Consider the following 24,265-nt stretch of genomic DNA (forward strand, 5'->3'; position numbering starts at 1 on the left):
GTGAGGGACCGTGCGCCGGCGTACGGCCGTCCGCGATCCTGTTTCCGACGTCGCATCCTCCCACCCAGAGAGGAAGTCCCCTAAGTGTCCCCTGCCACACCCGCCCCGGAGACCGGGGGCGCGGCGCTCGAACTCCTCGTCCACGGAGTCGGCGGAGCCACCCCGCAGTCCATGCTCGACGACCCCAGGACCGTACGCGTCACCGGCGACGGGACCGCCGCCGTGTACCGGCGGACCGAGGACCTCGACGCCGAGCAGCACCCCGAGCGGCACGCCGCACGGCCCGTACCGGAGGCGTACTGCTGGTCCAACCTCACCTCCGGCGACGGCACGCGCGCCCTGTGGCTGCTGCTCCTGCCCTTCATGGTGGCCAACCTCGCCCACTGGATGCGCCCGCCCGCCCAGGGCCGGCCCGGGCTCGTCCGGCTGTACGGGGTCCTCGTCCGGCTCGTCGCCCTCACCCTCACGGTGCTCCTCACCGCCGCGGCCTGCGAGGTCGCGCTCGATCTGACGGCCTGGCAGTGCGCCGGCACCGCGGCCTGCTCCGACGCGTACTCCTGGCTCGGCTTCCTCGCCGCCGAAAGCGGCGGCTGGTGGTCCGCGCCGGGGCGCCGGCTCGCCCTCGCCGCGCTCGTGCCGACGGCGCTCGTCGGTCTGCTCTGGTACCTGTCCAACCGGACCTGGAGCGCGTACGAGGCCCAGCGCCCGCCCACCGGCTACGACGCCCCCGTGTCGGAGCCGAAAGCCGACGCCCAGGCCGCCCCTCAAGCCGACACGGAGACCGCCGACCAGGAGGAGACCGGCCCCGCGAGCCCCACCCCCGCCGAGCTCCGCCCCGCCCTCGGCCGTCCCGGGTTCTGGTACGGGCGCCGCCTCGTCGCCCGGCTCCGGGGCGCGCACACCGCCGCCGGGTTCCTCACCGTCGCCGCGGCCCTCGTCACCGTCACCGCCCGCCACGACACGGGGGCGCGAGCGGCCGTCGGCCTCGCGCTCCAGGCCGCCCTCGTCGCCCTCGGCGCCGTCGTCCTCTGGGTCGTCTGCCGTCGGGGCCGCAGCGAGCGCCGTCTCGACCTGCGCGTCGAGCGGGCCCTCGTGTGCTGGCTGCCCGGGTCCGCCCTCGCCCTGCTCGTCCTCGCCGCCGTGCACGCCGGCTGGTCCCGTCCCGGCTGGGTCTCCAGCGGCACCCTCCCCGGGGACGCCGCCTTCGGCGCCCTCACCCTCGCCCAGGGCGGCCTCGTCGTCGCCCTCGGCGTGGTCGCCCTGCTCCTCCAGCGCCCCCACAGGGACCCGCGCACCGCGCTGCGCGGACTCGGCGGCCCCGCCGTCGCCATGCTCGCCTGCGCCCTCGCCGGCGTCATGTCCGGCGGCGTCGCGCAGCGCGTCGCCGACTGGCTCGACGGCCCCGGCGCGGGGCAGGGCACCCGGATCGGCCCGCCCGTGCTGCTGAGCTGGCAGGCGTCCGTGATCCCCGTGCTGCTCCTGCTGCTGCTCGCACCCGCCGCCCTCCTCGCCGTACGGACCGTGCTCGACGCGCGGCGGCTGCGGCCCGCCGTCGAGGCCGACTACGGCGCCGCGGGCGAACCGGACCCGGTCCGCACCGGACAGATCGCGGCCGGCCGGGCCCGCGCGGCGCTCACCGACTCCGCGCCCGTCCTCGTCGGCGTCGTCTCCGGCGCGACCCTGCTCCTCGGGGCCGCGTCCGTCGCCGGAGCCTGGGCCAGCGGAAACGTCCCGGGCCGGGCCTTCGACGGGGCCCACCCCGCGATCGCCTCCGCCGCCTCCGCGGCCCAGGCCCTCGGCTCCTGGATGATCGGCCTCGGCTTCCTGCTCTTCGTCACCTGGGGCCGCCGCGCCTACAGGGACGCCTCGGCCCGCCGCACCATCGGCATCCTCTGGGACGTCGGCACGTTCTGGCCGCGCGCCGCCCACCCCTTCGCCCCGCCCTGCTACGCCGAACGGGCCGTCCCCGACCTCACCTGGCGCATGAGCTCCTGGACCCGCGGCACCGGCGGCCGGCTCGTCATCTCCGGCCACTCCCAGGGCAGCGTCCTCGCCGCGGCCGCCGTCTGGCAGCTGCCGCCCGCCACCCGCGGCCGGGTCGCGCTCCTCACCTACGGCTCACCCCTGGAGCGGCTCTACGGGCGCTGGTTCCCCGCCTACTTCGGCCCCGAGGCGCTCCGGTCGCTCCACCGCACGGTCCACTGCTGGAGCAACCTCCACCGCGCCACCGACCCCATCGGCGGCCCCGTCCGCGTCCCCGCGGAGGCGGACCGGCCGGCCGTCGACGCGGACGTGCTGCTCGACCCGGTCGCGTACGGCCGCACCCGTGAACACCCGCTGCCGGAACCGATCCTGGGCCACTCCGACTACCAGGCGGACCCGGCGTTCGCCCTGTGGCGCTCCGCGCTCCTCGACCAGCTGCTGCCCGCCCTGCCCCGCCAGCGCGCGCCGAACGACGGCGGCCCTCAAGGCCCTCAAGACCGCCAAGACCGCCAAGATCGTCAGGGGAGTTCGGGAAGGTCCTCCGGATAGAGCAGGGTCAGGTCGTCCGTGCTCGGCTCGGCGAGCGCGGCGACCCGGCCCGCGTGCCGCTCCACCATCGACTCGAACGTCTGCCGCGCCGTACGGCCGTTGCCGAAGGCCGGGCCCTTGGGCAGCTTCGTGAAGTACGTGAGCAGCGCCTCGTCCGTGCCCGGCACGAGGCGGTACTCGTGGTCGTCGGCCTGCTGCCCCACGATCCGCAGGAGCTCGTCCGGTGCGTAGTCGCCGAAGCTGATGGTCCGTGAGAAGCGGGACGCCACACCGGGGTTGACGGTGAGGAAGCGCTCCATCTCCGCCGTGTATCCGGCGACGATGACGACCACCGCGTCCCGGTGGTCCTCCATCAGCTTCACGAGCGTGTCGATCGCCTCGCGGCCGAAGTCCCGCCCCGAGTCCTCGGGCGACAGCGCGTACGCCTCGTCGACGAACAGCACCCCGCCGCGCGCCCGGTCGAAGGCCTCCTGCGTACGGATCGCGGTCGAGCCGATGTGCTCGCCGACCAGGTCCACCCGGGAGACCTCCACCAGATGGCCCCGCTCCAGGACGCCGAGCGAGGCGAGGATCTCGCCGTAGAGCCGGGCCACGGTCGTCTTGCCGGTGCCGGGGTTGCCGGTGAAGACCAGATGACGGCGGACCGAGGCCGCCTTGAGGCCCGCCTCCTGACGCCGGCGACCCACCTCGATCATGTTGGTGAGCGTCCGCACCTCGTGCTTGACGCTCTCCAGGCCCACCAGGGCGTCCAGTTCGCCGAGGACGTCCTGCGAGGAGCGGGCCTCGGGCACCGGTACGACCGGCGCGGGGGCGGCGGCCGGCTGGGTACGGGGCACGGGGACCGATCCGAGGATCCCCGCCGACTGCGTGGCCGTCAGGACGGTGCCGCCGTCGGGCACGGAGGAGCGGACCGCGCTCTCGTCGCTGGTGCAGTCCTCCGCGACCGCGCCCTCCTCCGGGAACTCGTACCCGCCGCGCGCGCACCGCTCCGTACGGCACTTGCGCAGGCTCGTCCGGCAGCCGTCCGTCACGTGGAACCCGTATCCGCCGCTGCCCGTGACCCGGCAGCCGTGGAAGGAGCCGCGGCCCTCGGCCGACACGTAGAAACCGGCCTCGGCGGGCGAGGTGACCGTGCACCGGTCGATCGTGGGGTCGGCGCCCTTGGTGACGATGACCCCGGTCTGCACGGCGTCGATCGTGCACCCCGCCAGGGTGCCGCCGCTGCCGTGGTCCCGGAACCAGGCGCCCGTGGAGGCCTCCCGGATCCGGCAGTCGTCGAGCTGGGCCGTCGCCCCGTCGCTGACCGACACCGCCGTGTTCCGCACCTGCGACAGGTCGCTGTCGACCACGTCCACGCGCGAACCCCGGTCGAGGACGAACAGCGCGTCCGGCACGTCGTGCACCCGGCAGGCGTCGAGGACGACGCTCGCGCCGTCGCTCACCCACACCGCCGGGTAGTCGCCCGTACTGTCGTGGATCTCGCACTGGTTGGCGTCCACGCGCGTGCCCGGGTCCCACACCGACAGGCCGTTGCGGCCGAACCGGCGGACCGTCGAGCGGGTCAGGGTCAGCACCGAGCGAGAGCGCAGGTCGACCGCGTTCTCCGGGACGTCGTGGATGTCGCAGTCCGAGAGGGTGAGCACGGCGTCCGTGTCGAGGGTGATGCCGTCCGCCGACGTGCGGTGCACCGACGAGTCGGTGAGGTGCGCGGTGGCGCGCGCCGCGATCTGGATGCCGGCGCCCTTGATCTCGTACACCTCGCAGCCGATGCCCTCCAGGCCGCTGCCCTCGCCGGTGACGGCGATCCCGGCGCCGGAGGCGTGGTGCACGCGGCAGCGCTCCAGGCGCGGATGCGCCCCGCCGCGGACCGAGACGCCCGCCTGCCCGGCGGAGACCACCTCGCACTCCTCGAACACCCCGCCCGCGCCGTCGACCACCGAGATGCCGACCCCGGCCGGATTGTCGATCGTGCAGCGGCGGACCGTCGGGCGGGCGGCGCCCCGCACCTCGATCCCGGCGGCCGAGCGCGTCATGATCCGCAGGTCGAGCAGTTCGGGCGTGCCGTCCTCGACGAGCAGCGCGGGCGCGGCGACGTCCTGCCCCTCGATGTGCAGGTCCTGGACGGTGACGGAGGCGCGGACGGTCAGCGCCACCCCGTCCGGCGGCGCGATCCGCACCGAGCCGACCGACCCCTCGGGGCCGCGCAGGGTGATGGCCCGCCGCACGACCAGGTTCTCCCGGTAGGTGCCGGGCGCGACGGTGAGGACGTCCCCGTCGCTCGCGGCCTCCAGGGCGGCGGCGAGAGAGGCGTACTCACCCGTGCGGCGCCGCCACCGCGATGTGCCGGTGTGCGTCACCTGGACCGTGCCCTGTGCCATGGGTGTGCCCTGCCCCCGCCTGATGCCTCGCCGCTGTTCCGATGCCCCACCGTAGCGCGCGCGGTGGGTGGGGGTTGACGGGTCGTGAGGGCTTACTCGTACGGGTAGGTCGGCGGCGTCGGTACGGGTCAGCTGCCGGTGTCCGCGCGGCCCCAATCGGGGCCGGCCGAGGCCCACGCGCGGTCCAGGCGCGCGTACCGCCGCAGGACGAGACGGCGTACGGCGAGACGGCGGACGGTCTCCACCAGGAGGCCGGTGAGGAGCGCGGCCATCAGACCGGCGATGGTCGCGTGCGCGCGGGCCGTGCCCGCCGGCATCGGCGGCGACACCGGGCGCCCGTCCCGGTCGGTCCAGAGGGCGAAAGCGTCGCCCGGCGAGGAGTGCCGCCTCGCCGTGGGCACCGTTCCCGTCCGGGGCGTGCCGTCCGGGGCGGTCCAGCGCGCCACCACGGACCGGCGCAGCCGCTCCTCCCCGGCGGTCTCGGTCGTACGGGGGCCGCTCGTGGGTCCGTCGGCGAGGTGCACGACCCGGGCCGTCGTCGGCAGTCGCTGCTCCGCCTGCGCGCGGACCGCGCGCTGGAGCGAGCCGTGAGCGGACGAGCCCGCGGCCCAGCCGACCAGGGGCACGAGGAGGCAGAGGAGCGCGGCGGCCGTGAAGGCGATCCACGCCTCGACCAGATCCGTGGTCCGGCGCAGGGGATTACGCCGCCAGCGCCAGACTCCGGTGGCTGCGCGCACCTCAGGACCCCCTCGTTGTCGGCCGCTCCTCCAACGAGTGTGCCCCGGGGACGCGTTCCCCGCCTGTCGGGCCGCCGGGAACGCGCGCGTGTCAGTCGAGGATCTTCACGGGGTCGCCGACCCGGACCGTGCCGCGGTGCTCGGGGACGAGGTTCTGGCCGAAGAAGACACGGCCGTCGCGCTTGCGGTGCAGGGCGAGGGAGCGCAGCGGCTCCTTGCCGCGTTCGGCGGTGAGCTGGTTCGTCGTGGTGACGACACAGCGCCCGCAGGGCCGGGTGACGCGGAAGGTGACCTCGCCGACGGCGAGCCGGGTCCAGCCGTCCTCCGCCCACGGCTCGGTCCCCTCGATCACGAGGTTCGGCCGGAAGCGGTTCATCGGCAGGGGGCCCTCGTGGGCGTGGTCGCCGGCCGCGATGAGGGAGTTGAGGGTGTCGAGCGAGGCCGTGGTGGCGGCGAGGAGGGGATAGCCGTCCGCGAAGCTCACCGTCTCGCCGGGCAGCGCGTAGTCCGGGTCGACCGGCCGCCGGTGCTCGGGCGCGTCCATGTGCACGAGCCGGGCGTCCGTCTCCAGGTACGCGGAGAGCCAGGCGGCCACCTCACCGCCGGCCGGGACCGCCTCCACGAACTTGTCGAAGATCTCCACCGTGAGCGTGGTCGTGGGGGCCGGCACCTCGACCTTCAGCTCCGCGTGACCCGGCGCGGACAGCACGATGCCGCCGTCCGCCGAGAGCTCCGCCGTGGCCAACGCCATCCGGGGGTGACGGCGTTGGGTCACGACCTTGCCCGCGGCGTCGACGACGGTCCAGCGACGGTCCCCGGCGAGCCCCCAGGGCTCCACCTCGGCCTCCCTGGGGCTCAGCGCGCGCATGGCCTTCACCGGGTGGACGTGGACGGAGCGGAGTGCAGGATCGGACATGACGTCATCCTGCCAGCCGCTCCGGACCTCGTCGGCCGGTGGGTCCGACCCCGGTCAGTAGCCCCCGCCCTGGTAGGGGCGGTTGTAGGGGTCCTGGTACATCGCCGGTGCCGGGGCCGGGACGGGCGCCGGAGCCGGTACGGGCCGCGGGGCGGCCGGGCGCATCGCCTCGTACCCCTGGGCGGCCGGGCGGGGCTGCTGCGGGTACCCGCCGCCCTGGTAGCCGCGCGGGGCGACCGGCTGCTGCGGGATGTACGGGGTGGGGGCGTGCTGGAGCGGTACGGGGGCCATCTGCGGGGAGGGCTGCGGATAGCCGTACCCACCGCCGTAGGCGGGGGCGGGGTGCGGGGTGGGCGCCGCCGGAAGGGCGGGCAGGGCCGCGGGGAGCGCCGGCAGATAAGAACCGCTTCCGGGGAAGCTGCCGGTGTCGTAGGCGGCGGGCACTCGGATCGGGGCGATCTGAGGCGTGCCCCGCTCCGCGACCAGGGAGTCGTAGATCGGGGTGTCCGGGAAGGACGGCGCGGTGTGGTAACCGCCTCCATAGGTGGAGCGGGGGGAGGTCATGGCACATAAGTTAAGCCCACGATGTGCTGGATGGGGAGACTGATTAGAGGGTTGTTTGACGGGCTTCGCGAAGAGGTGGATCCCCAATCCGAGCGAACGTGACAAAAACGGGCGGCGCGCGGCCCCAAGATCGTGTAAAAGCCGAGTTCGGAGGGGGTTACCGGCGGGTTGTGGCCCTGCGAGGCCCCCGGCGTACCCCGGCGTGAAGAACACATAAAGAAAAGGTGCCGGGAAGGCGTGTAAGAAGTGATCATGGGCATGCTTAGGCGTCAATCCGAGGGAACGGGGGGCGACGCGCACGCGCCGAATTGACGGCGCTACTCCCCGTGTCGGGAAACGTAATTGCCGGCGTACGTGCGTCCCTTCCACGCCGAGCCCCGGCCGCGGTAGTGCTGCACGGCGGAGTCCACGGTCATCAGGAGATAGAGCAGCGCGGTGAAGGGGAGCAGGGGCGCGAGCCACAGCGGCTGCCGGTAGTAGCGCAGCATCGGCACGTACGTCCCCGCCATCACCGCCCAGGCCGCACCCCCGGCCCACGCCGCCACCGCGTCCCGCGTCACCGCGCCCGCCGCCAGGGCCACCGGCGGCACCAGATAGACCACCACCAGACCCGCCACCGTCCCCGCGAGCACCAGCGGGCTGTACCGCAGCTGCGCGTACGCGCTCCGCGACACCATCCGCCACAGCTCCGCGAGGCCCGGGTAGGGGCGGATGCTGTCGACCCGCTCCGCGAGCCCCAGCCAGACCCGCCCGCCCGCCCGCCGAACCGCCCGCGCCAGCGACACGTCGTCGATCACCGCCCGCCGGATCGCCTCCGGCACACCGGCCGCCACCGCCGTCTCCGTCCGCAGCAGCACGCAGCCGCCCGCCGCGGCCGTCGCGCGGGGCCGCGCGCGGTTGATCCAGCGGAAGGGGTAGAGCTGCGCGAAGAAGTAGACGAACGCCGGCACGACCAGCCGCTCCCACGGGCTCGCGACGCGCAGCCGGGCCATCTGCGAGACCAGGTCCAGGTCGTTCGCCCGCGCCGCCGCGACGAGCAGCCGCAGACTGTCGGGCTCATGGGCGATGTCCGCGTCCGTCAGGAGCAGGAACTCCGGCTCACGCGCGCGTGCCAGGGCGACACCGTGCCGCAGCGCCCACAGCTTCCCCGTCCAGCCGGGCTCCATCTCACCCGGCTCCACGACGGTCAACGGCAGGCCACCGTGCCGCGCGCCCAGCTCGGCGGCGAGCCGTCCGGTGCCGTCCGTGCTCCCGTCGTCGACGAGGATCACCTCGGCCTCGCCGGGATAGTCCTGCGCCAACAGCGACGGCAGGCTCAGGGGCAGCACCTCGGCCTCGTCCCGCGCCGGTACGACGACGACCACCCGTGGCCACCCGCCCCCGGCGGCCACGTTCCGGCCCGTTTCGACCGGCGGCAGGCGCTGGTCCGTCCGCCAGAAGAAGCCCTGGCCGAGCAGCAGCCAGAACCAGGCGGCCAGGGAAGCGATCGCGAACCAGGCGAGGGTGCTCATTCGCCGCAGTCTGCCCCAGATCGCCGGGTGTGCGAGGCCCATCGGCTAGGGTGACCGGGTGAAGATCGCGCTCATGGATTCCGGAATCGGCCTGCTCCCGGCGGCAGCCGCAGTGCGCCGGCTGCGGCCGGACGCGGATCTGCTGGTCTCCAACGACCCCGACGGCATGCCGTGGGGTCCGAGGACCGCCGAGGACCTCACCGAGCGCGCCCTCGCGGTCGCCCTCGCCGCCGCCGAGCACAGCCCCGAAGCGCTCATCGTGGCCTGCAACACGGCCAGCGTGCACGCCCTGCCCGCCCTGCGCGCCGCACTCGAACCGGGCATCCCCGTCATCGGCACCGTCCCCGCCATCAAGCCCGCCGCCACCGGCGGCGGCAAGGTCGCGATCTGGGCCACCCCGGCGACCACCGGCAGCGCCTACCAGCGCGGACTCATCCGCGAGTTCGCGGACGGCGCCGAGGTCACCGAGGTGCCCTGCCCGGGGCTCGCCGACGCCGTGGAGTACGGCGACCGGGACGCCGTGGACCTGGCCGTCGCCGCGGCCGCCGCCCTCACCCCGGCGGACGTCCGCGCCGTCGTCCTCGGCTGCACCCACTACGAGCTGGTCGAGGAGCGCATCCTCGCCGCCCTGGAGGCGCGCGGCCGGGCCGGCCTGCCGCCCCTCGTCTTCCACGGCTCCGCCGACGCCGTCGCCGCGCAGGCGCTGCGCCGGATCGGCGCCGAGCCCGCGCCCGACGCGGACCCCACCGGCGGCCTCACCGTCCTGCTCAGCGGCCGGCCGGGACAGCTCCCCGCCACCGCCCTCGGCTACGCCGAAGGCCGTCTCCTCGCGAACCCCGCGCCCGCTCACTGACCGTGAGGGAGTGACCGCTCTCCGGCGCGCTGTTTCGCACGATGCTGGGTACGCTTCCTGACATGAGGCAGTACCCCCGGGACCAGCACGCCGACAAGCGGAAGCCCGCCGTCTGGACCGGCCGCGCCACCAACCGCCTCCAGTGGCTGGCGGCCGCCGCCGGTGCCGCCTGCATGGCCCTCGGCATCACCATCGCCGTCGAGTCGGCCTGGACCTCGGGCATCGCGGCCCTCCTCATGGCGGTGATCGGCTGCGTCGCGGCCGGACTCCTCGTCCTCTTCGGCACGCTCGCCTTCGTCCACGTGGCCGTCAAGGTCGACGACCGCGCCATGGAGGTCCGCTGCGGCCACATCGGCCTGCCGCGCTGCCGCATCCCCCTCTCCCATGTCGTCGGCGCCGACTTCGCCCCGAGCGTGACACCGCGCCAGTGGGGCGGCTGGGGCTACCGCTGGCGCCCCGAGAAGGGCACGGCGGTGATCGTCCGGCGGGGCGAGGCGCTGGTCCTGCGCCTGGGTGACGGCCTTACGTTCACGGTCACGGTCGACGACGCCGAGTCAGCGGTACGGGTCATCCGCGACCGCCTCCGCCACCCGGCCCCGCCGGGTCCGCCCGCCCCGACGGGCGTCTGAGCCCCGGTGCTCCCCACCCGCGGGCGGCGACGGGACGACCCCGGTCACCCGGCTCGTACCTGCCTCGGTGTCGACAGGGACGCCCCGTAGACTCCGCAAGGTGAGCGCCACCATCAGCACCCCCGCACCCACCCCCGCGTCCGGAACCGACGGCTCGCCCGCGCCGGTTTCCCCGCTGCGACGGTTCGTGCGGCCCGCGACGGCCCTGCTGTCCGGGCTCCTGCTCTTCCTGAGCTTCCCGCCGCGCCCCCTGTGGTGGCTCGCCCTGCCCGCCTTCGCGCTGCTCGGCTGGACCTTGCGGGGTCGCCGCCTCCGCGCCGGTTTCGGTCTCGGCTACCTGGCCGGTCTCGGCTTCATGCTCCCGCTGCTCGTCTGGACCGGCGCGGAGGTCGGCCCGGTGCCGTGGGTCGCCCTCGCCTCGATCGAGGCGCTGTTCGTCGCCGCCGCCGGTCTCGGCATCGCGGCTGTCTCCCGGCTTCCGTGGTGGCCCTTCTTCGCGGCCGGGGTGTGGATCCTCGCCGAGGCGGCACGCGCGCGCGTGCCCTTCGGCGGCTTCCCCTGGGGCAAGATCGCCTTCGGGCAGGCGGACGGCGTCTTCCTGTCGCTCGCCGCCGTCGGCGGCACTCCCGTGCTCGGCTTCGCGGTCGCCCTGTGCGGCTTCGGTCTGTACGAGGCGTACCGGCAGTTCCGCGCCGCTCGCGCCACCGGCACCGTCCCGCGCGGCCCGCTCGCCGTCGCCGCGCTCTCCGTGCTCCTCCCGGTGACCGGCGCGGTCGCCGCGCTGCCCCTCGTCGACGACTCGGCCGAGGACGGCACCGCCACCGTCGCCGCCGTCCAGGGCAACGTGCCCCGCCTCGGCCTCGACTTCAACTCCCAGCGCCGCGCCGTCCTCGACAACCACGCCGCGCGGACCCACGAGCTCGCCGAGGCCGTCAAGGCGGGTCGTGAGCCGCAGCCCGACTTCGTCCTGTGGCCGGAGAACTCCTCGGACATCGACCCGTACGCGAACCCGGACGCGGCCGACGTCATCGACGGCGCCGTCCAGGCCATCGGGGTGCCCACGGTGATCGGCGCGGTCATCTCCCCGCCGACCGGCAAGCTCCGTAACACCCTCATCGAATGGGACCCGGAGCGCGGCCCCGTGGCCACCTACGACAAGCGGCACGTCCAGCCCTTCGGCGAGTACATCCCGATGCGGTCCATCGTCCGGCTCTTCAACAGCAACGTCGACCGGGTCAGCCGCGACTTCGGCCCCGGTTCGAAGGTCGGCGTCTTCGACCTCGCCGGGACCAAGGTCGGCCTCGCCACCTGCTACGAGGCGGCCTTCGACTGGGCCGTGCGCGACACGGTCACCCATGGCGCCCAGCTCATCACCGTCCCCAGCAACAACGCCACCTTCGGCCGCAGCGAGATGACCTACCAGCAGCTCGCCATGTCCCGGGTGCGGGCCGTCGAGCACAGCCGGTCGGTCGTCGTGCCCGTCACCAGCGGGGTCAGCGCCGTGATCCGCCCCGACGGCGAGATCGTCGCGCAGACGAAGATGTTCACCCCCGACGTCCTGGTCGAGGAGGTGCCGCTGCGCTCCTCGCTCACCCCGGCGACCCGCATGGGCACCCTGCCCGAGGCCCTGCTCGTGGCACTCGCGGCCGCCGGCCTCGGCTGGTCGGCCTTCCGCTCCGTACGCGCCCGGCGCCGGGCCCGGACCGCGGATGATCCGATGATCTAGGGTCGGAGCCATGGCTACCCCTGACTTCATCCGTACGCTGCGCGAGACGGCCGGACACCAGCTCCTCTTCCTGCCGGGCGTGAGCGCCGTCGTCTTCGACGACCGGGGCCGGGTCCTGCTCGGCCGGCGGTCGGACAACGGGATGTGGGCGGTCATCGGCGGCATCGTCGAGCCCGGCGAGCAGCCCGCCGACTGCGCGGTGCGCGAGGTGTACGAGGAGACCGCCGTGCACTGTGTGCCGGAGCGGATCCTGCTCGTGGAGACCCTGCGCAAGCCCGTCGTCTACCCCAACGGCGACACCTGCCAGTACATGGACGTCGCCTTCCGCTGCCGCGCCGTGGGCGGAGAGGCCCGCGTCAACGACGACGAGTCGACCGAGGTCGGCTGGTTCGAGGTGGACGACCTGCCGGAGATGAAGCGCTTCTCGTACCTCCGGATCGAGAAGGCGCTCGCCGACGACCCCACATGGTTCCGCACCACAGAGAACAGCTGAACTATGGGCGGGGACCACATCGGTGGGGGAGTGGCCCGTTCATAGGGTGCGGAGCATGAGCGCCCCCATCACCGCCCTAGGCTCCGGCCCCGGCTCCGAGTCCGGATCCACGTCCGGATCCGTGTCCGGATCCGTCTCTGTCGCCGGCTCCGCCTTCGCCTCCCCCACCCCGTTGCCCGGGGTCGTCGCCCTCGACCTCACCGGCCGCACCGCGCTCGTCACCGGCGCGGCCAGCGGCATCGGGCGTGCCTGCGCGCTGCGGCTCGCCGCCGCCGGGGCCCGGGTCAGAGCCGTCGACCGGGCGGCCGAGGGCCTGGAGACCCTGGCCGGGGAGGCCGGCCGCCTCCCCGGGAGCGTCGAACCCCGACTCCTCGACCTCACCGACCTGGACGCGGCCGAGGGCGCCGCCGCAGGGGCCGACATCCTCGTGAACAACGCGGGACTCCAGCTCGTCCGCCCCATCGAGGACTTTCCGCCGGACGTCTTCCACACCGTGCTCACGGTCATGCTGGAGGCCCCCTTCCGCCTCATCCGGGGCGCGCTGCCGCACATGTACGCCCAGGGCTGGGGGCGGATCGTCAACCTGTCCTCCGTACACGGCCTGCGCGCCTCCGCCTTCAAGTCCGCCTATGTGGCCGCCAAACACGGCCTGGAAGGCCTCTCGAAGACCGCCGCCCTCGAAGGCGCCCCGCACGGCGTCACCTCCAACTGCGTCAATCCCGGCTACGTACGCACGCCGCTCGTCGAGCGGCAGGTCGCCGACCAGGCCGCCGCCCACGGCATCCCGCCGGAGCGTGTGCTCTCCGAGGTGATGCTCAAGGACTCGGCACTGAAGCGGCTCATCGAACCCGAGGAGGTCGCCGAGGCCGTCCTCTACCTCTGCACCCCGCAGGCCTCGTTCATCACCGGCACCTCGCTCACCCTCGACGGCGGCTGGACCGCCCACTGAGGGACGCCCCTGCGGAGGCCGCGCTGAAGGTTGTCCACAGGGGTGGTGCGACCACACGTTCGGCAGGTATCCCTGTGTCCATGTCCCACGAACACGTCTCCTACCTGGAACTCCTCGCCCGAGGAGCCGCGGCGGAGGCCTACGACCGGCCCGTGCTGCTCGCCCGTGCGAGCGGCGCGGGCCCCGAGGCGCTGGCCGAGCTGGAAGAGGCCAAGCTGCTCGCCCTGCGCGTCCGGGCCGAGCTGGAGGGGCGACGGCGCCGCGAGGCGGAGCTCTCCGCGCTCTTCGAGACCGCCCACGACCTCGCGGGACTCCGCGACCTGGACGCCGTGCTGCGCGCGATCGTCCAGCGCGCCCGCTCGCTCCTCGGCACCGAGGTCGCCTATCTGAGCCTCAACGACCCGGCCGCCGGCGACACCTACATGCGGGTCACCGAGGGCTCCATCTCCGCGCGCTTCCAGCAGGTGAGGCTGGGCATGGGCGAGGGGCTCGGCGGACTCGTCGCCCAGACCGCCCGCCCGTACGTCACGGACGACTACTTCGACGACGCGCGTTTCCAGCACACCCGGACGATCGACACGGCCGTACGGGACGAGGGCCTCGTCGCCATCCTCGGCGTGCCGCTCAGCCTCGGCAGCCAGGTCATCGGCGTCCTCTTCGCCGCCGACCGCAGGGCCAGGGTCTTCGAACGGGAACAGGTCGCGCTGCTCTGCTCCTTCGCCGCGCACGCCGCCGTCGCCATCGACACGGCCAACCTCCTCGCCGAGACCCGCTCGGCCCTCGCGGAGCTGGAGCGGGCCAACGACATCATCCGCGAGCACAGCGGTGTCATCGAGCGGGCCTCCGAGGTCCACGACCGGCTCTCCGAGCTCGTCCTGCACGGCGGGGGCGTCCACGACGTGGCCCACGCGGTCTCCGAAGTCCTCGGCGGCACGGTCGAGTTCACCGCGGCGGACGCCGGATCCGTCCGCCGCGCCGAGGGCCACGCCGTCCGCGAGGGCGACGACTGGGTGGCCGCCGTCTCCGCCGGAGGAGAGACCCTCGGCGCCCTCGTCCTCCGCGGCCGGCCCGACCTCGACCCCGTCGACCAGCGGACCCTGGAGCGGGCCGCGCTCGTCACGTCCCTGCTGCTGCTCGCCCGCCGCTCGGCGGGCGAGGCCGAACAGCGCGTACGGGGCGAACTCCTCGACGACCTCCTCGACGCCCCCGACCGCGACCGCCGCCTGCTGCGCGAGCGCGCCGCCCGGCTCCGTACCGACAGCGACGCACCCCACGTCGTGCTCGCCGCCCGCATCGACCGGGCGGGCGGCGCGGCCGACACCGACGCCGGCCGCCGGGAGAGCGCCGACCGGCGGCGCCTCGGGGCGGCCGCCTCGCACCTCGCCGCCACCCGGCACGGACTCGCCTCCGCGCGCGACGGCGGCACGGTCCTGCTGCTGCCGCTCGGCCCCGGCGAGAGCGCCGCCGAGCTGGCCCGCCAGACCGCCCGCCACCTCGGCGGCACCCTGCGCGAGCCGGTCACCGTCGGCGCCTCAGCCCCCGTACGCGCGCCCCTCGACCGCCCGGACCAGGTCGCCGTCGCGTACGAGGAGGCCCGCCGCTGCCTCGACGCGCTCCGGCTCCTGCACCGCTCCGGCCAGGGCGCGGCCGCCGAGGACCTGGGCTTCCTCGGGCTGCTTCTCGCGGACAGCCGGGACATCGACGGCTTCGTCGACCGGACCGTGGGCCAGGTCGTCGCGTACGACCGCCGCCGCGGCACCGATCTCGTACGCACCCTGGACGCGTACTTCGCGAGCGGCATGAGCCCGGCCCGTACCAAGGACGAACTCCACGTGCACGTCAACACGGTGGCACAGCGCCTGGAACGGGTCGGCCGGCTTCTCGGCCCCGACTGGCAGTCCCCGGCCCGCGCCCTGGAGATCCAACTGGCCCTGCGCCTGCACGCGCTCGCGGCGGCGGTCCCGGAAAAGTGACGAGCGAAGAGCCTCGTGCCCCGCCGGGAGTGAGCGGACCACGAGGCTCTGCGACATGCGACATGCGACATGCGCTGTTCGACGACCGTCAGACGTCGGCACCGACGCGGGACTCCCGGGGGGTCCGCTCCTCGATCTCGCCGAGGTCGCGGTCGCGGGTCTCCTTGGCGCAGGCGATGGCGACGACCGTGAGCAGGGCGGCGGCGATCACGTACAGGGCGATCGGGGTCGAGTTGCCGTAGTCGGCGAGCAGCGCGGTCGCGATGAGCGGCGCCGGGGCGCCGGCGGCCACGGAGGAGAACTGGGCGCCGATGGAGGCGCCGGAGTAGCGCATCCGGGTGGCGAACATCTCGGAGAAGAAGGCGGCCTGCGGTGCGTACATCGCCCCGTGGAGGACCAGGCCGACGGTCACGGCGAGCAGCAGGGAGCCGAAGGTGCCCCGGTCGATGAGCGTGAAGAACGGGAACATCCAGGCACCGACACCGATCGCGCCGATCAGGTACACGGGACGGCGGCCCAGCCGGTCGGAGAGCGCGCCCCAGAGCGGGATCACCGCGAAGTGGACGGCGGAGCCGATGAGGACGGCGTTGAGGGCGGTCTGCTTGCTCAGACCGACCTGGGTGGTCGCGTAGACGAGGATGAAGGCGGTGATGACGTAGTACGAGATGTTCTCGGCCATGCGGGCGCCCATGGCGATGAGCACGTCCCGCCAGTGGTGGCGCAGAACCGCGACCAGCGGCAGCTTCTCGACCTGTCCGCCGACCGCCTTGCGCTCCTCGGCGGCTGCGAGGGCGGCCTTGAAGACGGGCGACTCGTCGACGGAGAGGCGGATCCAGAGACCGACGATCACGAGGACGCCGGAGAGCAGGAAGGGTATGCGCCAGCCCCAGGAGACGAACGCGGCGTCCGAGAGCAGCGCGGTGAGCGCGGACAGCACACCGGTCGCGAGCAACTGCCCGGCCGGCGCACCGGTCTGCGGCCACGAGGCCCAGAACCCGCGCCGCTTCGCGTCCCCGTGCTCGGACACGAGGAGCACGGCCCCGCCCCACTCACCACCGAGCGCGAACCCCTGCACGAGGCGCAGGACGGTCAGCAGCACCGGCGCGGCGGAGCCGACGGTCGCGTGGGTCGGCAGAAGCCCGATGGCGAACGTCGCCCCACCCATCAGAAGCAGGCTCAGCACGAGCAGCTTCTTCCGCCCGAGCCGGTCCCCGTAGTGCCCGAACACCAGCGCCCCGAGCGGCCGGGCGGCGAACCCGACGGCGTACGTCAGGAAGGACAGCAGGGTCCCGACCAGCGGATCGGACTCGGGGAAGAACAACTTGTTGAACACGAGCGCCGCGGCGGACCCGTACAAGAAGAAGTCGTACCACTCGATGGTGGTGCCGATGAGGCTGGCGGCGACGATGCGCTTCAGGGATCCGGGTGGCGTCGGGGAGGGAGTTGCGGCGGCCATGTGCACCACTTCCAGGCAAGTGCGGGGACGATTCGGTGTCGCCATACCGTAGGAAGGCGCAGGTCAGGGTCGTATGTGGTGGGACACCATAGTTCAGGCCGCTCGTGTGCACCCAGCCTCCATGGCCTGCCGTCCTGCCCCTGCCGAAGGCCCGCGAGGGGCCTGGGGATGGAATGTCCGGGTTGCACTGATCGGGCACGCTTTGGTGGTGCGGTGGTGACTCCCGTGCTGACCTTGGGCTGACTACGCTGCGTTGAACTCCGACATCCGACGCGCATTGTCAGACAGGATTTAGAAGGTCTGCGCCCGCACCAACACGTCGCCGGCAGCCGTGCGGTAGTAGAGCACGGACCGTCCCGCACGGCGGCGGCCGACCAGCCCGGCGCCCAGGAGCACCTTGAGGTGGCGGCCCACCGAGCCGAGACCCTGGCCCGTCATCGCCACCAGGTGCGTCGTGCTCATGGGGCTGTCCAGAAGCACCAGCACGCTCGCCCGCCCGGCACCGATCAGCGTGGCCAGGCCCTCCGGGGTGGCTGCGCGCTCCGGGTCCGCCAGTGCGCCCGAACACGGGTACACCACGGCGTTGCGGAGCACCGCCCCGTGGGAGTCCGGCCGGTCTCTGGAGATCCATCCCCTGCGCGGCGTGACCGGCACGAACAGCAGCTGCGATCCCTTCAGCTGCCGGGGTGGGAAGTCGCGGGCGTTGATCTGCAGGCGGTTGCCGCCCAGCCACTGCATCTCCGGATGCATGTCGTCCAGTGCCGCTGCCCACCCCGCCCGGCTCAACTGGCTCGTACGCGCGACGACGTCGGCTTCGATGACGCGTCGCCGCCGCGGCCAGTCGGACGCCACGGTCTCCCGCCACACCCATTCCAGCAGGTCGGCGAGGCGTCCCGGCACATCTGCGCGCAGCAAAGGGCCGGGCAGTGGTCCGCGGTGAGCGATCTCGAGGTCGGTGCGGGCGGTGTCGGACGGTGTCTCGCGGATCCGTGCGACCTCGTCGTAGAACTGCGCACCGTACGGTGTCGCGTCCTCTCGGGACGGCACCGGTGTCAGGAAGTCGGCGATCCAGCGGTGTCTGCCCAGGGCGACGCGCACCAGCAGGCCTGTGACCGGATCGGCGGCCAGTCGTGCCCGGTAGGCAGGTGCGTGGCTGTCCAGCCAGCGGCGCTCGGCGGGATGCGCGGGTGAGCCCCTCTCCAGGGCCATCAGGCTCGCTGTTGTCTCGCAGAGAGGCGATACGACGAACCGGCTGCTCGCGAGCGTATCCGCGTTGACTTCCCACCAGCCCAATTGTTTCGCCTCCCCGCGAAACATTAACTCCGCCTCCGACCGCCTGACGACACTGCGGCCATGCGCACGTACCAGGAGCTTTTCAAGACCCCGGAGTTCACCCCGCTGTTCGCGGCCTTCGCCTCACACGTGGCGGCCCAGACGGTGAGCAGAATGGCCGTGGGGACGCTCGTCTACGGTGCGACCGGATCGCCGCTCCTCGCCGCCCTCAGCATGTTCGGCCCGTTGTTGGCGCAGATGATCGGCGCGAGTGTTCTGCTGTCGGCGGTGGACCGCCTGCCGCCGCGCGCCGCGACCGTCGGCCTGGCGCTCTTCTTCGCCGCGGCCACCACCACCCTGGCCCTGCCCGGCCTCCCCATGGGGGCGTTCTTCGCGATCCTGTCGGTACAGGGCATGCTCGGCTCGGTCGGCGGCGGAGTGCGCTACGGACTGCTTACCGAGATCCTCCCCGCAGAGGGCTATCTGCTCGGCCGTTCGGTGCTCAACATGTGCGCGGGGAGCCTGCAGATCTGCGGGTACGCCGTCGGCGGCGTACTCGTCAACGTCCTGGCGCCGCGCGGGGCCCTGCTCATCGGCGCCGCCCTCTTCGTCGTCTCCGCGGCCGTCGCCCGCATCGGTCTCGCGAGACGGCTCCCGCGCGCACAAGGCCGTCCCTCCGCGAGCGAGACCTGGCGGACGAACGCGCGCCTGTGGGCCGCGAAGCCGCGGCGCCGCGTCTACCTCGCCCTGTGGGTGCCCAACGGACTCGTCGTCGGCTGCGAGTCCCTCTTCGTCTCCTACGCACCACACCACGCGGGGCTCCTGTTCGCCTCCGCCGCGGTGGGCATGCTGGCGGGGGACACCGTGACCGGCCGCTTCCTGCCCGCGAACTGGCGCGACAGGCTCGGTGCGCCGCCACTGCTGCTGTTGCTCGCCGCCCCATATCTGATCTTCTTCCTGCACCCGGCGCTGCCCGTGGCACTCGCCGCCGTGACCGTGGCCTCGACCGGCTTCTCCGCCAACCTTCTGCTCCAGGAACGCCTGATGTCCCTGACCCCGAGCGAGCTGACGGGTCACGCTCTCGGACTGCACCACTCAGGGATGTTCACCATGCAGGGCATCGCCGCAGCGGTCGCAGGCGGCATTGCGCAACTCACCTCACCCGCGACCGCCATGACGGTGATGGCCGCCGCTTCCGCCGCGGTCACCCTCGCCCTCACACCCGGGCTCCGGAGCATCGGACCGGTGGCCGGAGCGCTGCCGGCCGAAGCTGACGGCGGGCGCGAACTTGCCGACACGAACAAGGGGTCGAGCACCTGAGTCGTGACATCGCCACCCGCTATGACAAGACCCCTCAGAGCTACCTCGCCGACCTCCATCTCCGCCCCTCAATCATCTGGGTCAAGGACTTCACACGGACTGTCCCCAGATGCGGCCCACGTGGATGACCACGATGGTGATGGTGGCCTCGGTGATCTCGTACAGGACCCGATAACGCCCGACGGGCATCCGGCGCAGGTCGGGAAGCCGTACTCGGTACTGCCTGCGGGACAGGGGCTGGGCGAAGATCCGCGCCCACCAGAGCCACGCCGCGTGAACCTGACGGCAGTCCTCGACCATGCCGCGCTGATCGCGCTGTACAGGCTGACCCGTTCTTCACCGGGCTGGACATCGAGGCATCTCGTGACCCACCCCCTCCGGCTGTCGGGCAACCAGTACGGCATCGCCCCATCAAGTTCTGTAGCGTCCAGGGTGGTGTGCTGTCCGTGCACTACGCGGGGAGGGGGATACATGCGCATTCTGGTGGGCTTGTCGGGTGTGATTCTCGCAGCGCTTCTGCTCTGGGTGAGCTGGCTCGTGGCCCGCAAGGGCGTGCGCCTGTTTCATGAGACCCGTGAAGCCCTGCGCGGCACAGCCGGCGTCGTCGGTACCTGCGTAAGTTCTGGTACCTCTCGCCACCTCTATCGCTTCACCACACCGGACGGCGGGAGCCACCACGCCTATGTACCGCGCACCTCGGATGACGACCGGCGCAAGGTCGGCTCGCGTGCGCGTCTTCGTTACCGGACGACCGATCCCAAGGCCGTCTCGTTCGCAGTCGTCGATCTCGTGGCCATGCCGGTCGTCACTACTGCGGCCTTCCTTCTCGCGGGGGCACTCGCGACGGGCGGACTGGTCCTGACATTCTTGGCGTACGCGGACATCACCGGCCAGTGAGGCAGGGCCGGCCCTGACCGGATCAGACATCCCACCCCGCCCCACCCAGACGCCATGAGCTCGGTTAGGGGCCGATGCCGGCCCGAAACGGTCGCGTGATGGCGCAGGGAAGTCTTTTCGGATGCCGTCTCCCGTGGTACCTGGGTGCCGCTCGGGGTAGACGCGGGACGTGAGTGATCCGGAATCTCAGCGGCAGGAAGCAGAGGACCTGCTCTCCGGCCTGAGCGTGGACGACCGTCGGCCGGAGCAGCCGATACTGCTGGATGCCTCCGGCGCGCCAATCCGTACGTGGCAGGAGAACTATCCGTACGACCGCAAGATCAGGCGCCGAGAGTACGAGCGGACGAAGCGGGTGCTGCAAATCGAGCTTCTGAAGCTGCAGCACTGGGTGCAGGGCACGGGTGCACGGCTGGTGGTGATTTGCGAGGGCAGAGACGCGGCGGGCAAGGGCGGGACGATCCAGCGGTTCACCGAGCGGCTCAACCCCCGTGGGGCACGGATCGTCGCCCTGAACAGGCCGACCGAGCGGGAAGAGAGCCAGTGGTACTTCCAGCGGTACATCGCCCATCTGCCGGCAGCGGGTGAGATCGTCTTCTTCGACCGTTCCTGGTACAACCGGGCCGGAGTCGAGAAAGTCATGGGCTTTTGCACCCCGGAGCAGTGCGATCTGTTCCTGCGGCAGTGTCCGGCCTTCGAAGCGATGCTCGTGGAGGACGGGATCGCGCTGGTCAAGTTCTGGTTCTCGGTCTCCCGCGCCGAGCAGCGCACCCGTTTCGCGATCCGGCAGGTCGATCCGGTGCGGCAATGGAAGCTGTCGCCCACGGACCTGGCCTCTTTGGACCTGTGGGACGCCTATACCACCGCGAAGATCGCCATGTTCCGTGCGACGGACACCGATCACGCGCCGTGGACGGTGGTCAAGAGCAACGACAAGCGGCGGGGTCGGCTGGAGGCCATGCGGAGCTTGCTGTGGCGTCTTGAGTACAAAGGTAAAGACGAAGAGATGATCGGCCGTCCCGACCACCTCGTCGTGGGTGCCGCCGACACGCTCCTCGAGCCCGGTGAGGAGCCTTCCGACCTCTCACCCACCCCACTGGCAGGGCAGACCATCGGCCCCGGCGTGCACCCCCACCCAAAGCACCCCTGACACACGAGGCGAATCGGCGTACTCGCCCTCGAACCCTGGACCCCGAGGCCACGCGCGGTCGGTCGGACACTGCGGTCGGACTCGTCGGCGGCGAGACCGTGCTGACCGGGCAGCGGCACCGTCGGGTGGGGCGCCGGCTCCTCTCGGTGCTTTTCAGCGGTTCCGCCGACCGCGGCGCACGAGGAGAACGATGAGGAGGGCGATCCCCGCTGAAAGCAGTGGGGGCCATGTGGATCCTGCCGCGTGCGCCGCGTGAGCAGCCTTTTCACGGACCGCGTCGGGGGTTTTGTCGGCTGCGAGGTGTCCGGCTCGGGATGCGGTGTCGCGGACGTGCGCTGCGGTTTGGGTCGCTGTGTGCAGGAGAGGCTCGGGTGTCTTGCTCTTTGCCAGCTCAGTCGTATGGGCAGCCTTCTCACGGACCTGGGCGGTGGCCTGTTTGGCTTTGGCGATGGTGTGTTCCTTGACCGCGGCAGCCTTCTCCTTCGCTGCGGTCCTGCCGTCGGCTCCGGCCGATGGCTCGTCGGCTTGGCCGGGTTCGCCCTGTGTGCGCTCGGCCTCTGGAGGTTCCACAGAGGGGGAAGAGGGCTCGTTACCGTCGTGCTGGCTGGTCATCGGTGTGCTTCTCCATCCCGGCCATGTCGCCGCTGGCTTCGATGCTGGTGCGCTCAGGTAGGTCGTCGAGCCGGCCGCGATCCTCGGACTGAGCCAGCGGGCGAAGTACCCCTACTGGGAACATTGCGCGGCGAGTGGCTGGATTCCCGGCGCTGAGCCGGCGCTCTACTCCACTCGGGGCGCAGCAAAGGACATGGAGCTCCTCGCGGTACGTGGCTCGGGGGCCGCCTACGCGTGAAGCGGCGCTGCTGCCATGGTCTCCCGGGGCTGTACGCGTCGCCAATGGGGCGGCTCCGAACGGCCCCAGGGGGCCGAGGTCGAGATTGAGATCCTCCAGCGCATAGCCGTGCTGGGCGCACAAGTCGGCAAGCCGGTCGTGGAGTGCCGAGAGCGTGGCTCCCAGCTCCTCCTCCTGCTCGTCTGGGAGGTCCCCCGAGTCCACACGGCGCAATGCTTGGCGCTCGATGAGCTGACGAAGGAGTTCGACCAGGGTGAGGACGAGTCTGAGCAGGTCCTCTCCCACTGCATCCCGGTCCCGGCCTCCATGACGTCGGTGACTCGATGTCGCAAGCCTTCCGGCTCATTCAGGCGCCGCCCTCGCCGCCCTCGCCGCGGGTGGCGGCGGCGCCGATGTCCCTGCGCTTCGGCCACTAGACCGCGGTCGAGAATGAGCTCCAACACGTCATCGAGGTTGCTTCCGCCTGTGCGGCTTCCGCCCCTGCTTACGTTGCCGCCCCTCTGCGGCGCCATGGTCATGGCGCCTCCCTTCCCGGGCGGCAGGTCTTCAGGTCGGCCGGTCGATCATGCCTCGGCTGTACCGGCGGGTTCGTTCTTAGGAGACAAGCTGCCCCTCGGGATCCAGGGCGACCTTGTAGCTGGCCATCACGCTGGTCGTGTCGGGGATGCGTTCCAGTTCCACCACTTCCACCTGTGCCTCCCAGCCGTCCTCGGTCGGCCTGAGCGATGAGACGGAGTCAGGGGGCCTCCCGAGCAGTTGGGCCAGTTGCCCGGCTGCGGAACGTATCGCCGACGACGCGTTGGGAGCGCCTGACGGCCGCTTGGCGGAAGCGGGGCGTGCCGACGGCCGCTCCCGTTCCTCGGCGTTCTCGGCCGGGCGGGGGCGGACTCTCCTCGGACGTGTCGGTTCTGCTGCGGCCATGTGGTCACTCCACTGGGGGAACACCGCTCGCTGAAACTACAATGTCAGCATATGGGGATATATCTCCCGTGTCGGGGTAGGCGGTGTGGACACCGCCTGAGCGGAGCCGCTTCTTCGGCTGCCAGCGCAGAACGCAGCCACACGGCCCGTTGGCCCAGACGGTATTCCTGTGCGGCGACGTACAGCCCGCAAGCGCCCTGATGAAGGGATACAGCTCATGCAGGACACGACCAAATACGCGCTCGCGGCCGCTGTGGCCGGCGGCTACGTACTCGGACGCACCAAGAAGGGCCGCCTCGCACTCACAGTGGCCACGTATCTTGCCGGCCGCCGCTTCGGCCTTGAGCCGCGTCAGCTCATGATGGAGGGCCTCAGCAAGCTCAAGGAGACGCCCCAGTTCGCTGAAATCAGCGAACAGTTGCGGGGCGAGGCCCTGGACGCGGGCAAGAAGGCTTTGGGAGCCGCGGCAAATCGCAAGCTCGGCGACCTCGCCGACTCGCTCCACAACCGCACCCTCGAACTGACGAGCGTGGGCAAGAGGGAAGACGAAGAGGAGCCCTACGAGGACGAGGACGAGTACGAAACCGAGGGCGAGTACGAGGACGAGGACGAGGACGAACAGGGCTACGCGGAGCCGGAGGCCGAGGAGGAGGAAGAAGAGGAAGGAGAGCCGGAGGAGGAAGAGGAAGAAGCGGAGGAAGCGTACGAGCCGGAAGAGGAAGAAGCGGAGGAGCCGGAGGAAGAGGAAGAGCCTCAGGAAGAGCCCCGGCCCCGAAGGGCGCGGCGACCGAGCGCCTCCAAGCCCGCAGCACCCGCCAAGAAGACGGCGGCCAAGAAGACGGCGGCCAAGAAGACCGCGGCGAAGAAGACCGCGGCGAAGAAGAGCTCAGCGGGGAAGCCTTCAGCACGCTCCGCAGCCGCCAAGAAGGCCCAGCCGACCAAGAAGGCCGCACCTGCCAAGGCCGCCGGCAAGAAGACGGCCAAGACGGCGCCGGCGAAGAAGACCGCAGCGCGCGCGTCGGCACGTAAGACGGCGCCGGCAAAGAAGACGACAGCGCGTACACCCGCACGCAAGACGGCGGCCAGGAAGACGGCGGCGAAGAAGACGTCAGGCCGCAAGCCGTCCACGCGGAGGTAGGTC

General features: G+C 72.2%; 21 protein-coding genes and 1 pseudogene. 11 read left to right on the forward strand and 11 right to left on the reverse strand.

The genetic code is table 11. The features are described from left to right. The first annotated feature begins 84 nt into the window (after nt 1-84). The gene (locus ACIBG6_RS01320; RefSeq protein WP_399220401.1) at nt 85-2,532 is read left to right on the forward strand and encodes a hypothetical protein; all 2,448 of its coding nucleotides are present in this window, start codon (nt 85-87) and stop codon (nt 2,530-2,532) included. Here ACIBG6_RS01320 and ACIBG6_RS01325 read toward each other — a convergent pair. From ACIBG6_RS01325 to ACIBG6_RS01345, 5 genes are all read right to left on the reverse strand, one after another. Then, complete coding sequence (locus ACIBG6_RS01325; protein ID WP_399220402.1) at nt 2,502-4,910, reverse strand: right-handed parallel beta-helix repeat-containing protein; 2,409 nt, start codon at nt 4,908-4,910, stop codon at nt 2,502-2,504. The two genes, ACIBG6_RS01320 and ACIBG6_RS01325, sit on opposite strands and share 31 nt — an antisense overlap. Before the next feature lie 128 nt (nt 4,911-5,038). After that, on the reverse strand, nt 5,039-5,647 hold the full coding sequence (locus ACIBG6_RS01330; protein ID WP_399220403.1) for a hypothetical protein: 609 nt from the start codon (nt 5,645-5,647) through the stop codon (nt 5,039-5,041). Nucleotides 5,648-5,738: 91 nt separating this feature from the next. Next, complete coding sequence (locus tag ACIBG6_RS01335) at nt 5,739-6,563, reverse strand: MOSC domain-containing protein (RefSeq protein WP_399220404.1); 825 nt, start codon at nt 6,561-6,563, stop codon at nt 5,739-5,741. Between the two features lie 54 nt (nt 6,564-6,617). Continuing rightward, nucleotides 6,618-7,127: a DUF6643 family protein gene (locus ACIBG6_RS01340; protein WP_399220405.1), complete on the reverse strand. Its 510-nt coding sequence runs from the start codon at nt 7,125-7,127 to the stop codon at nt 6,618-6,620. A 317-nt stretch (nt 7,128-7,444) separates the two neighbouring features. After that, nucleotides 7,445-8,638 (reverse strand): glycosyltransferase, encoded by a 1,194-nt coding sequence (locus ACIBG6_RS01345; RefSeq protein ID WP_399220406.1) that lies wholly within the window; start codon nt 8,636-8,638, stop codon nt 7,445-7,447. A gap of 58 nt (nt 8,639-8,696) precedes the next feature. Between ACIBG6_RS01345 and ACIBG6_RS01350 the strand changes: the two genes are divergently transcribed. The 6 genes from ACIBG6_RS01350 (at nt 8,697) to ACIBG6_RS01375 (ending at nt 15,261) form a co-directional block, all read left to right on the forward strand. After that, nucleotides 8,697-9,491, forward strand: a complete 795-nt coding sequence (locus ACIBG6_RS01350; RefSeq protein WP_399220407.1) for a glutamate racemase — start codon at nt 8,697-8,699, stop codon at nt 9,489-9,491. A gap of 62 nt (nt 9,492-9,553) precedes the next feature. Further along, nucleotides 9,554-10,120 (forward strand): hypothetical protein, encoded by a 567-nt coding sequence (locus ACIBG6_RS01355; RefSeq protein ID WP_399220408.1) that lies wholly within the window; start codon nt 9,554-9,556, stop codon nt 10,118-10,120. Between the two features lie 100 nt (nt 10,121-10,220). Next, the gene (lnt, locus tag ACIBG6_RS01360; protein WP_399220409.1) at nt 10,221-11,846 is read left to right on the forward strand and encodes an apolipoprotein N-acyltransferase; all 1,626 of its coding nucleotides are present in this window, start codon (nt 10,221-10,223) and stop codon (nt 11,844-11,846) included. Between the two features lie 10 nt (nt 11,847-11,856). Beyond that, nucleotides 11,857-12,339: an NUDIX hydrolase gene (locus ACIBG6_RS01365; protein ID WP_399220410.1), complete on the forward strand. Its 483-nt coding sequence runs from the start codon at nt 11,857-11,859 to the stop codon at nt 12,337-12,339. 55 nt (nt 12,340-12,394) lie between these two features. After that, nucleotides 12,395-13,288, forward strand: a complete 894-nt coding sequence (locus tag ACIBG6_RS01370; RefSeq protein ID WP_399220411.1) for a 3-hydroxybutyrate dehydrogenase — start codon at nt 12,395-12,397, stop codon at nt 13,286-13,288. An 80-nt stretch (nt 13,289-13,368) separates the two neighbouring features. Next, nucleotides 13,369-15,261: a helix-turn-helix domain-containing protein gene (locus ACIBG6_RS01375; protein ID WP_399220412.1), complete on the forward strand. Its 1,893-nt coding sequence runs from the start codon at nt 13,369-13,371 to the stop codon at nt 15,259-15,261. Between the two features lie 88 nt (nt 15,262-15,349). On the opposite strand, the gene ACIBG6_RS01380 is transcribed toward ACIBG6_RS01375, so the two are convergent. Continuing rightward, entirely contained in the window at nt 15,350-16,717 is a 1,368-nt protein-coding gene (locus ACIBG6_RS01380; RefSeq protein ID WP_399220413.1) for an MFS transporter, read from the reverse strand. 291 nt (nt 16,718-17,008) lie between these two features. Then, a complete protein-coding gene (locus ACIBG6_RS01385) occupies nt 17,009-18,010 on the reverse strand; it encodes an ArsR/SmtB family transcription factor (RefSeq protein ID WP_399221153.1) in 1,002 nt (333 codons plus the stop codon). Between the two features lie 60 nt (nt 18,011-18,070). On the opposite strand from ACIBG6_RS01385, the gene ACIBG6_RS01390 reads away from it, so the two are divergent. After that, nucleotides 18,071-19,309 carry an MFS transporter gene (locus ACIBG6_RS01390; RefSeq protein WP_399220414.1) on the forward strand — a complete coding sequence of 413 codons (1,239 nt, stop codon included), beginning with the start codon at nt 18,071-18,073 and terminating at the stop codon, nt 19,307-19,309. A gap of 90 nt (nt 19,310-19,399) precedes the next feature. Here ACIBG6_RS01390 and ACIBG6_RS01395 read toward each other — a convergent pair whose 3' ends face one another. Beyond that, nucleotides 19,400-19,609: a type II toxin-antitoxin system RelE/ParE family toxin gene (locus ACIBG6_RS01395; RefSeq protein WP_399220416.1), complete on the reverse strand. Its 210-nt coding sequence runs from the start codon at nt 19,607-19,609 to the stop codon at nt 19,400-19,402. 171 nt (nt 19,610-19,780) lie between these two features. Between ACIBG6_RS01395 and ACIBG6_RS01400 the strand changes: the two genes are divergently transcribed. Both ACIBG6_RS01400 and ppk2 read left to right on the forward strand, forming a co-directional pair. Then, nucleotides 19,781-20,206 carry a DUF3592 domain-containing protein gene (locus ACIBG6_RS01400; RefSeq protein ID WP_399220417.1) on the forward strand — a complete coding sequence of 142 codons (426 nt, stop codon included), beginning with the start codon at nt 19,781-19,783 and terminating at the stop codon, nt 20,204-20,206. Nucleotides 20,207-20,375: 169 nt separating this feature from the next. Beyond that, nucleotides 20,376-21,353 (forward strand): polyphosphate kinase 2, encoded by a 978-nt coding sequence (ppk2, locus tag ACIBG6_RS01405; RefSeq protein WP_399220418.1) that lies wholly within the window; start codon nt 20,376-20,378, stop codon nt 21,351-21,353. Between the two features lie 153 nt (nt 21,354-21,506). On the opposite strand, the gene ACIBG6_RS01410 is transcribed toward ppk2, so the two are convergent. The 3 genes and pseudogenes from ACIBG6_RS01410 to ACIBG6_RS01420 form a co-directional block, all read right to left on the reverse strand. Next, nucleotides 21,507-21,965, reverse strand: a complete 459-nt coding sequence (locus ACIBG6_RS01410) for a hypothetical protein (RefSeq protein ID WP_399220419.1) — start codon at nt 21,963-21,965, stop codon at nt 21,507-21,509. A 301-nt stretch (nt 21,966-22,266) separates the two neighbouring features. Continuing rightward, nucleotides 22,267-22,500, reverse strand: a pseudogene (locus tag ACIBG6_RS01415) (gas vesicle protein K); the annotation flags it as partial. Between the two features lie 297 nt (nt 22,501-22,797). After that, nucleotides 22,798-23,124: a gas vesicle protein gene (locus tag ACIBG6_RS01420; protein WP_399220420.1), complete on the reverse strand. Its 327-nt coding sequence runs from the start codon at nt 23,122-23,124 to the stop codon at nt 22,798-22,800. Between the two features lie 217 nt (nt 23,125-23,341). Between ACIBG6_RS01420 and ACIBG6_RS01425 the strand changes: the two genes are divergently transcribed. After that, complete coding sequence (locus tag ACIBG6_RS01425; protein WP_399220421.1) at nt 23,342-24,262, forward strand: histone H1-like repetitive region-containing protein; 921 nt, start codon at nt 23,342-23,344, stop codon at nt 24,260-24,262. Nucleotides 24,263-24,265: the final 3 nt, after the last annotated feature.

This window comes from Streptomyces sp. NPDC050842 (assembly GCF_044456565.1).
Taxonomy (GTDB): domain Bacteria; phylum Actinomycetota; class Actinomycetes; order Streptomycetales; family Streptomycetaceae; genus Streptomyces.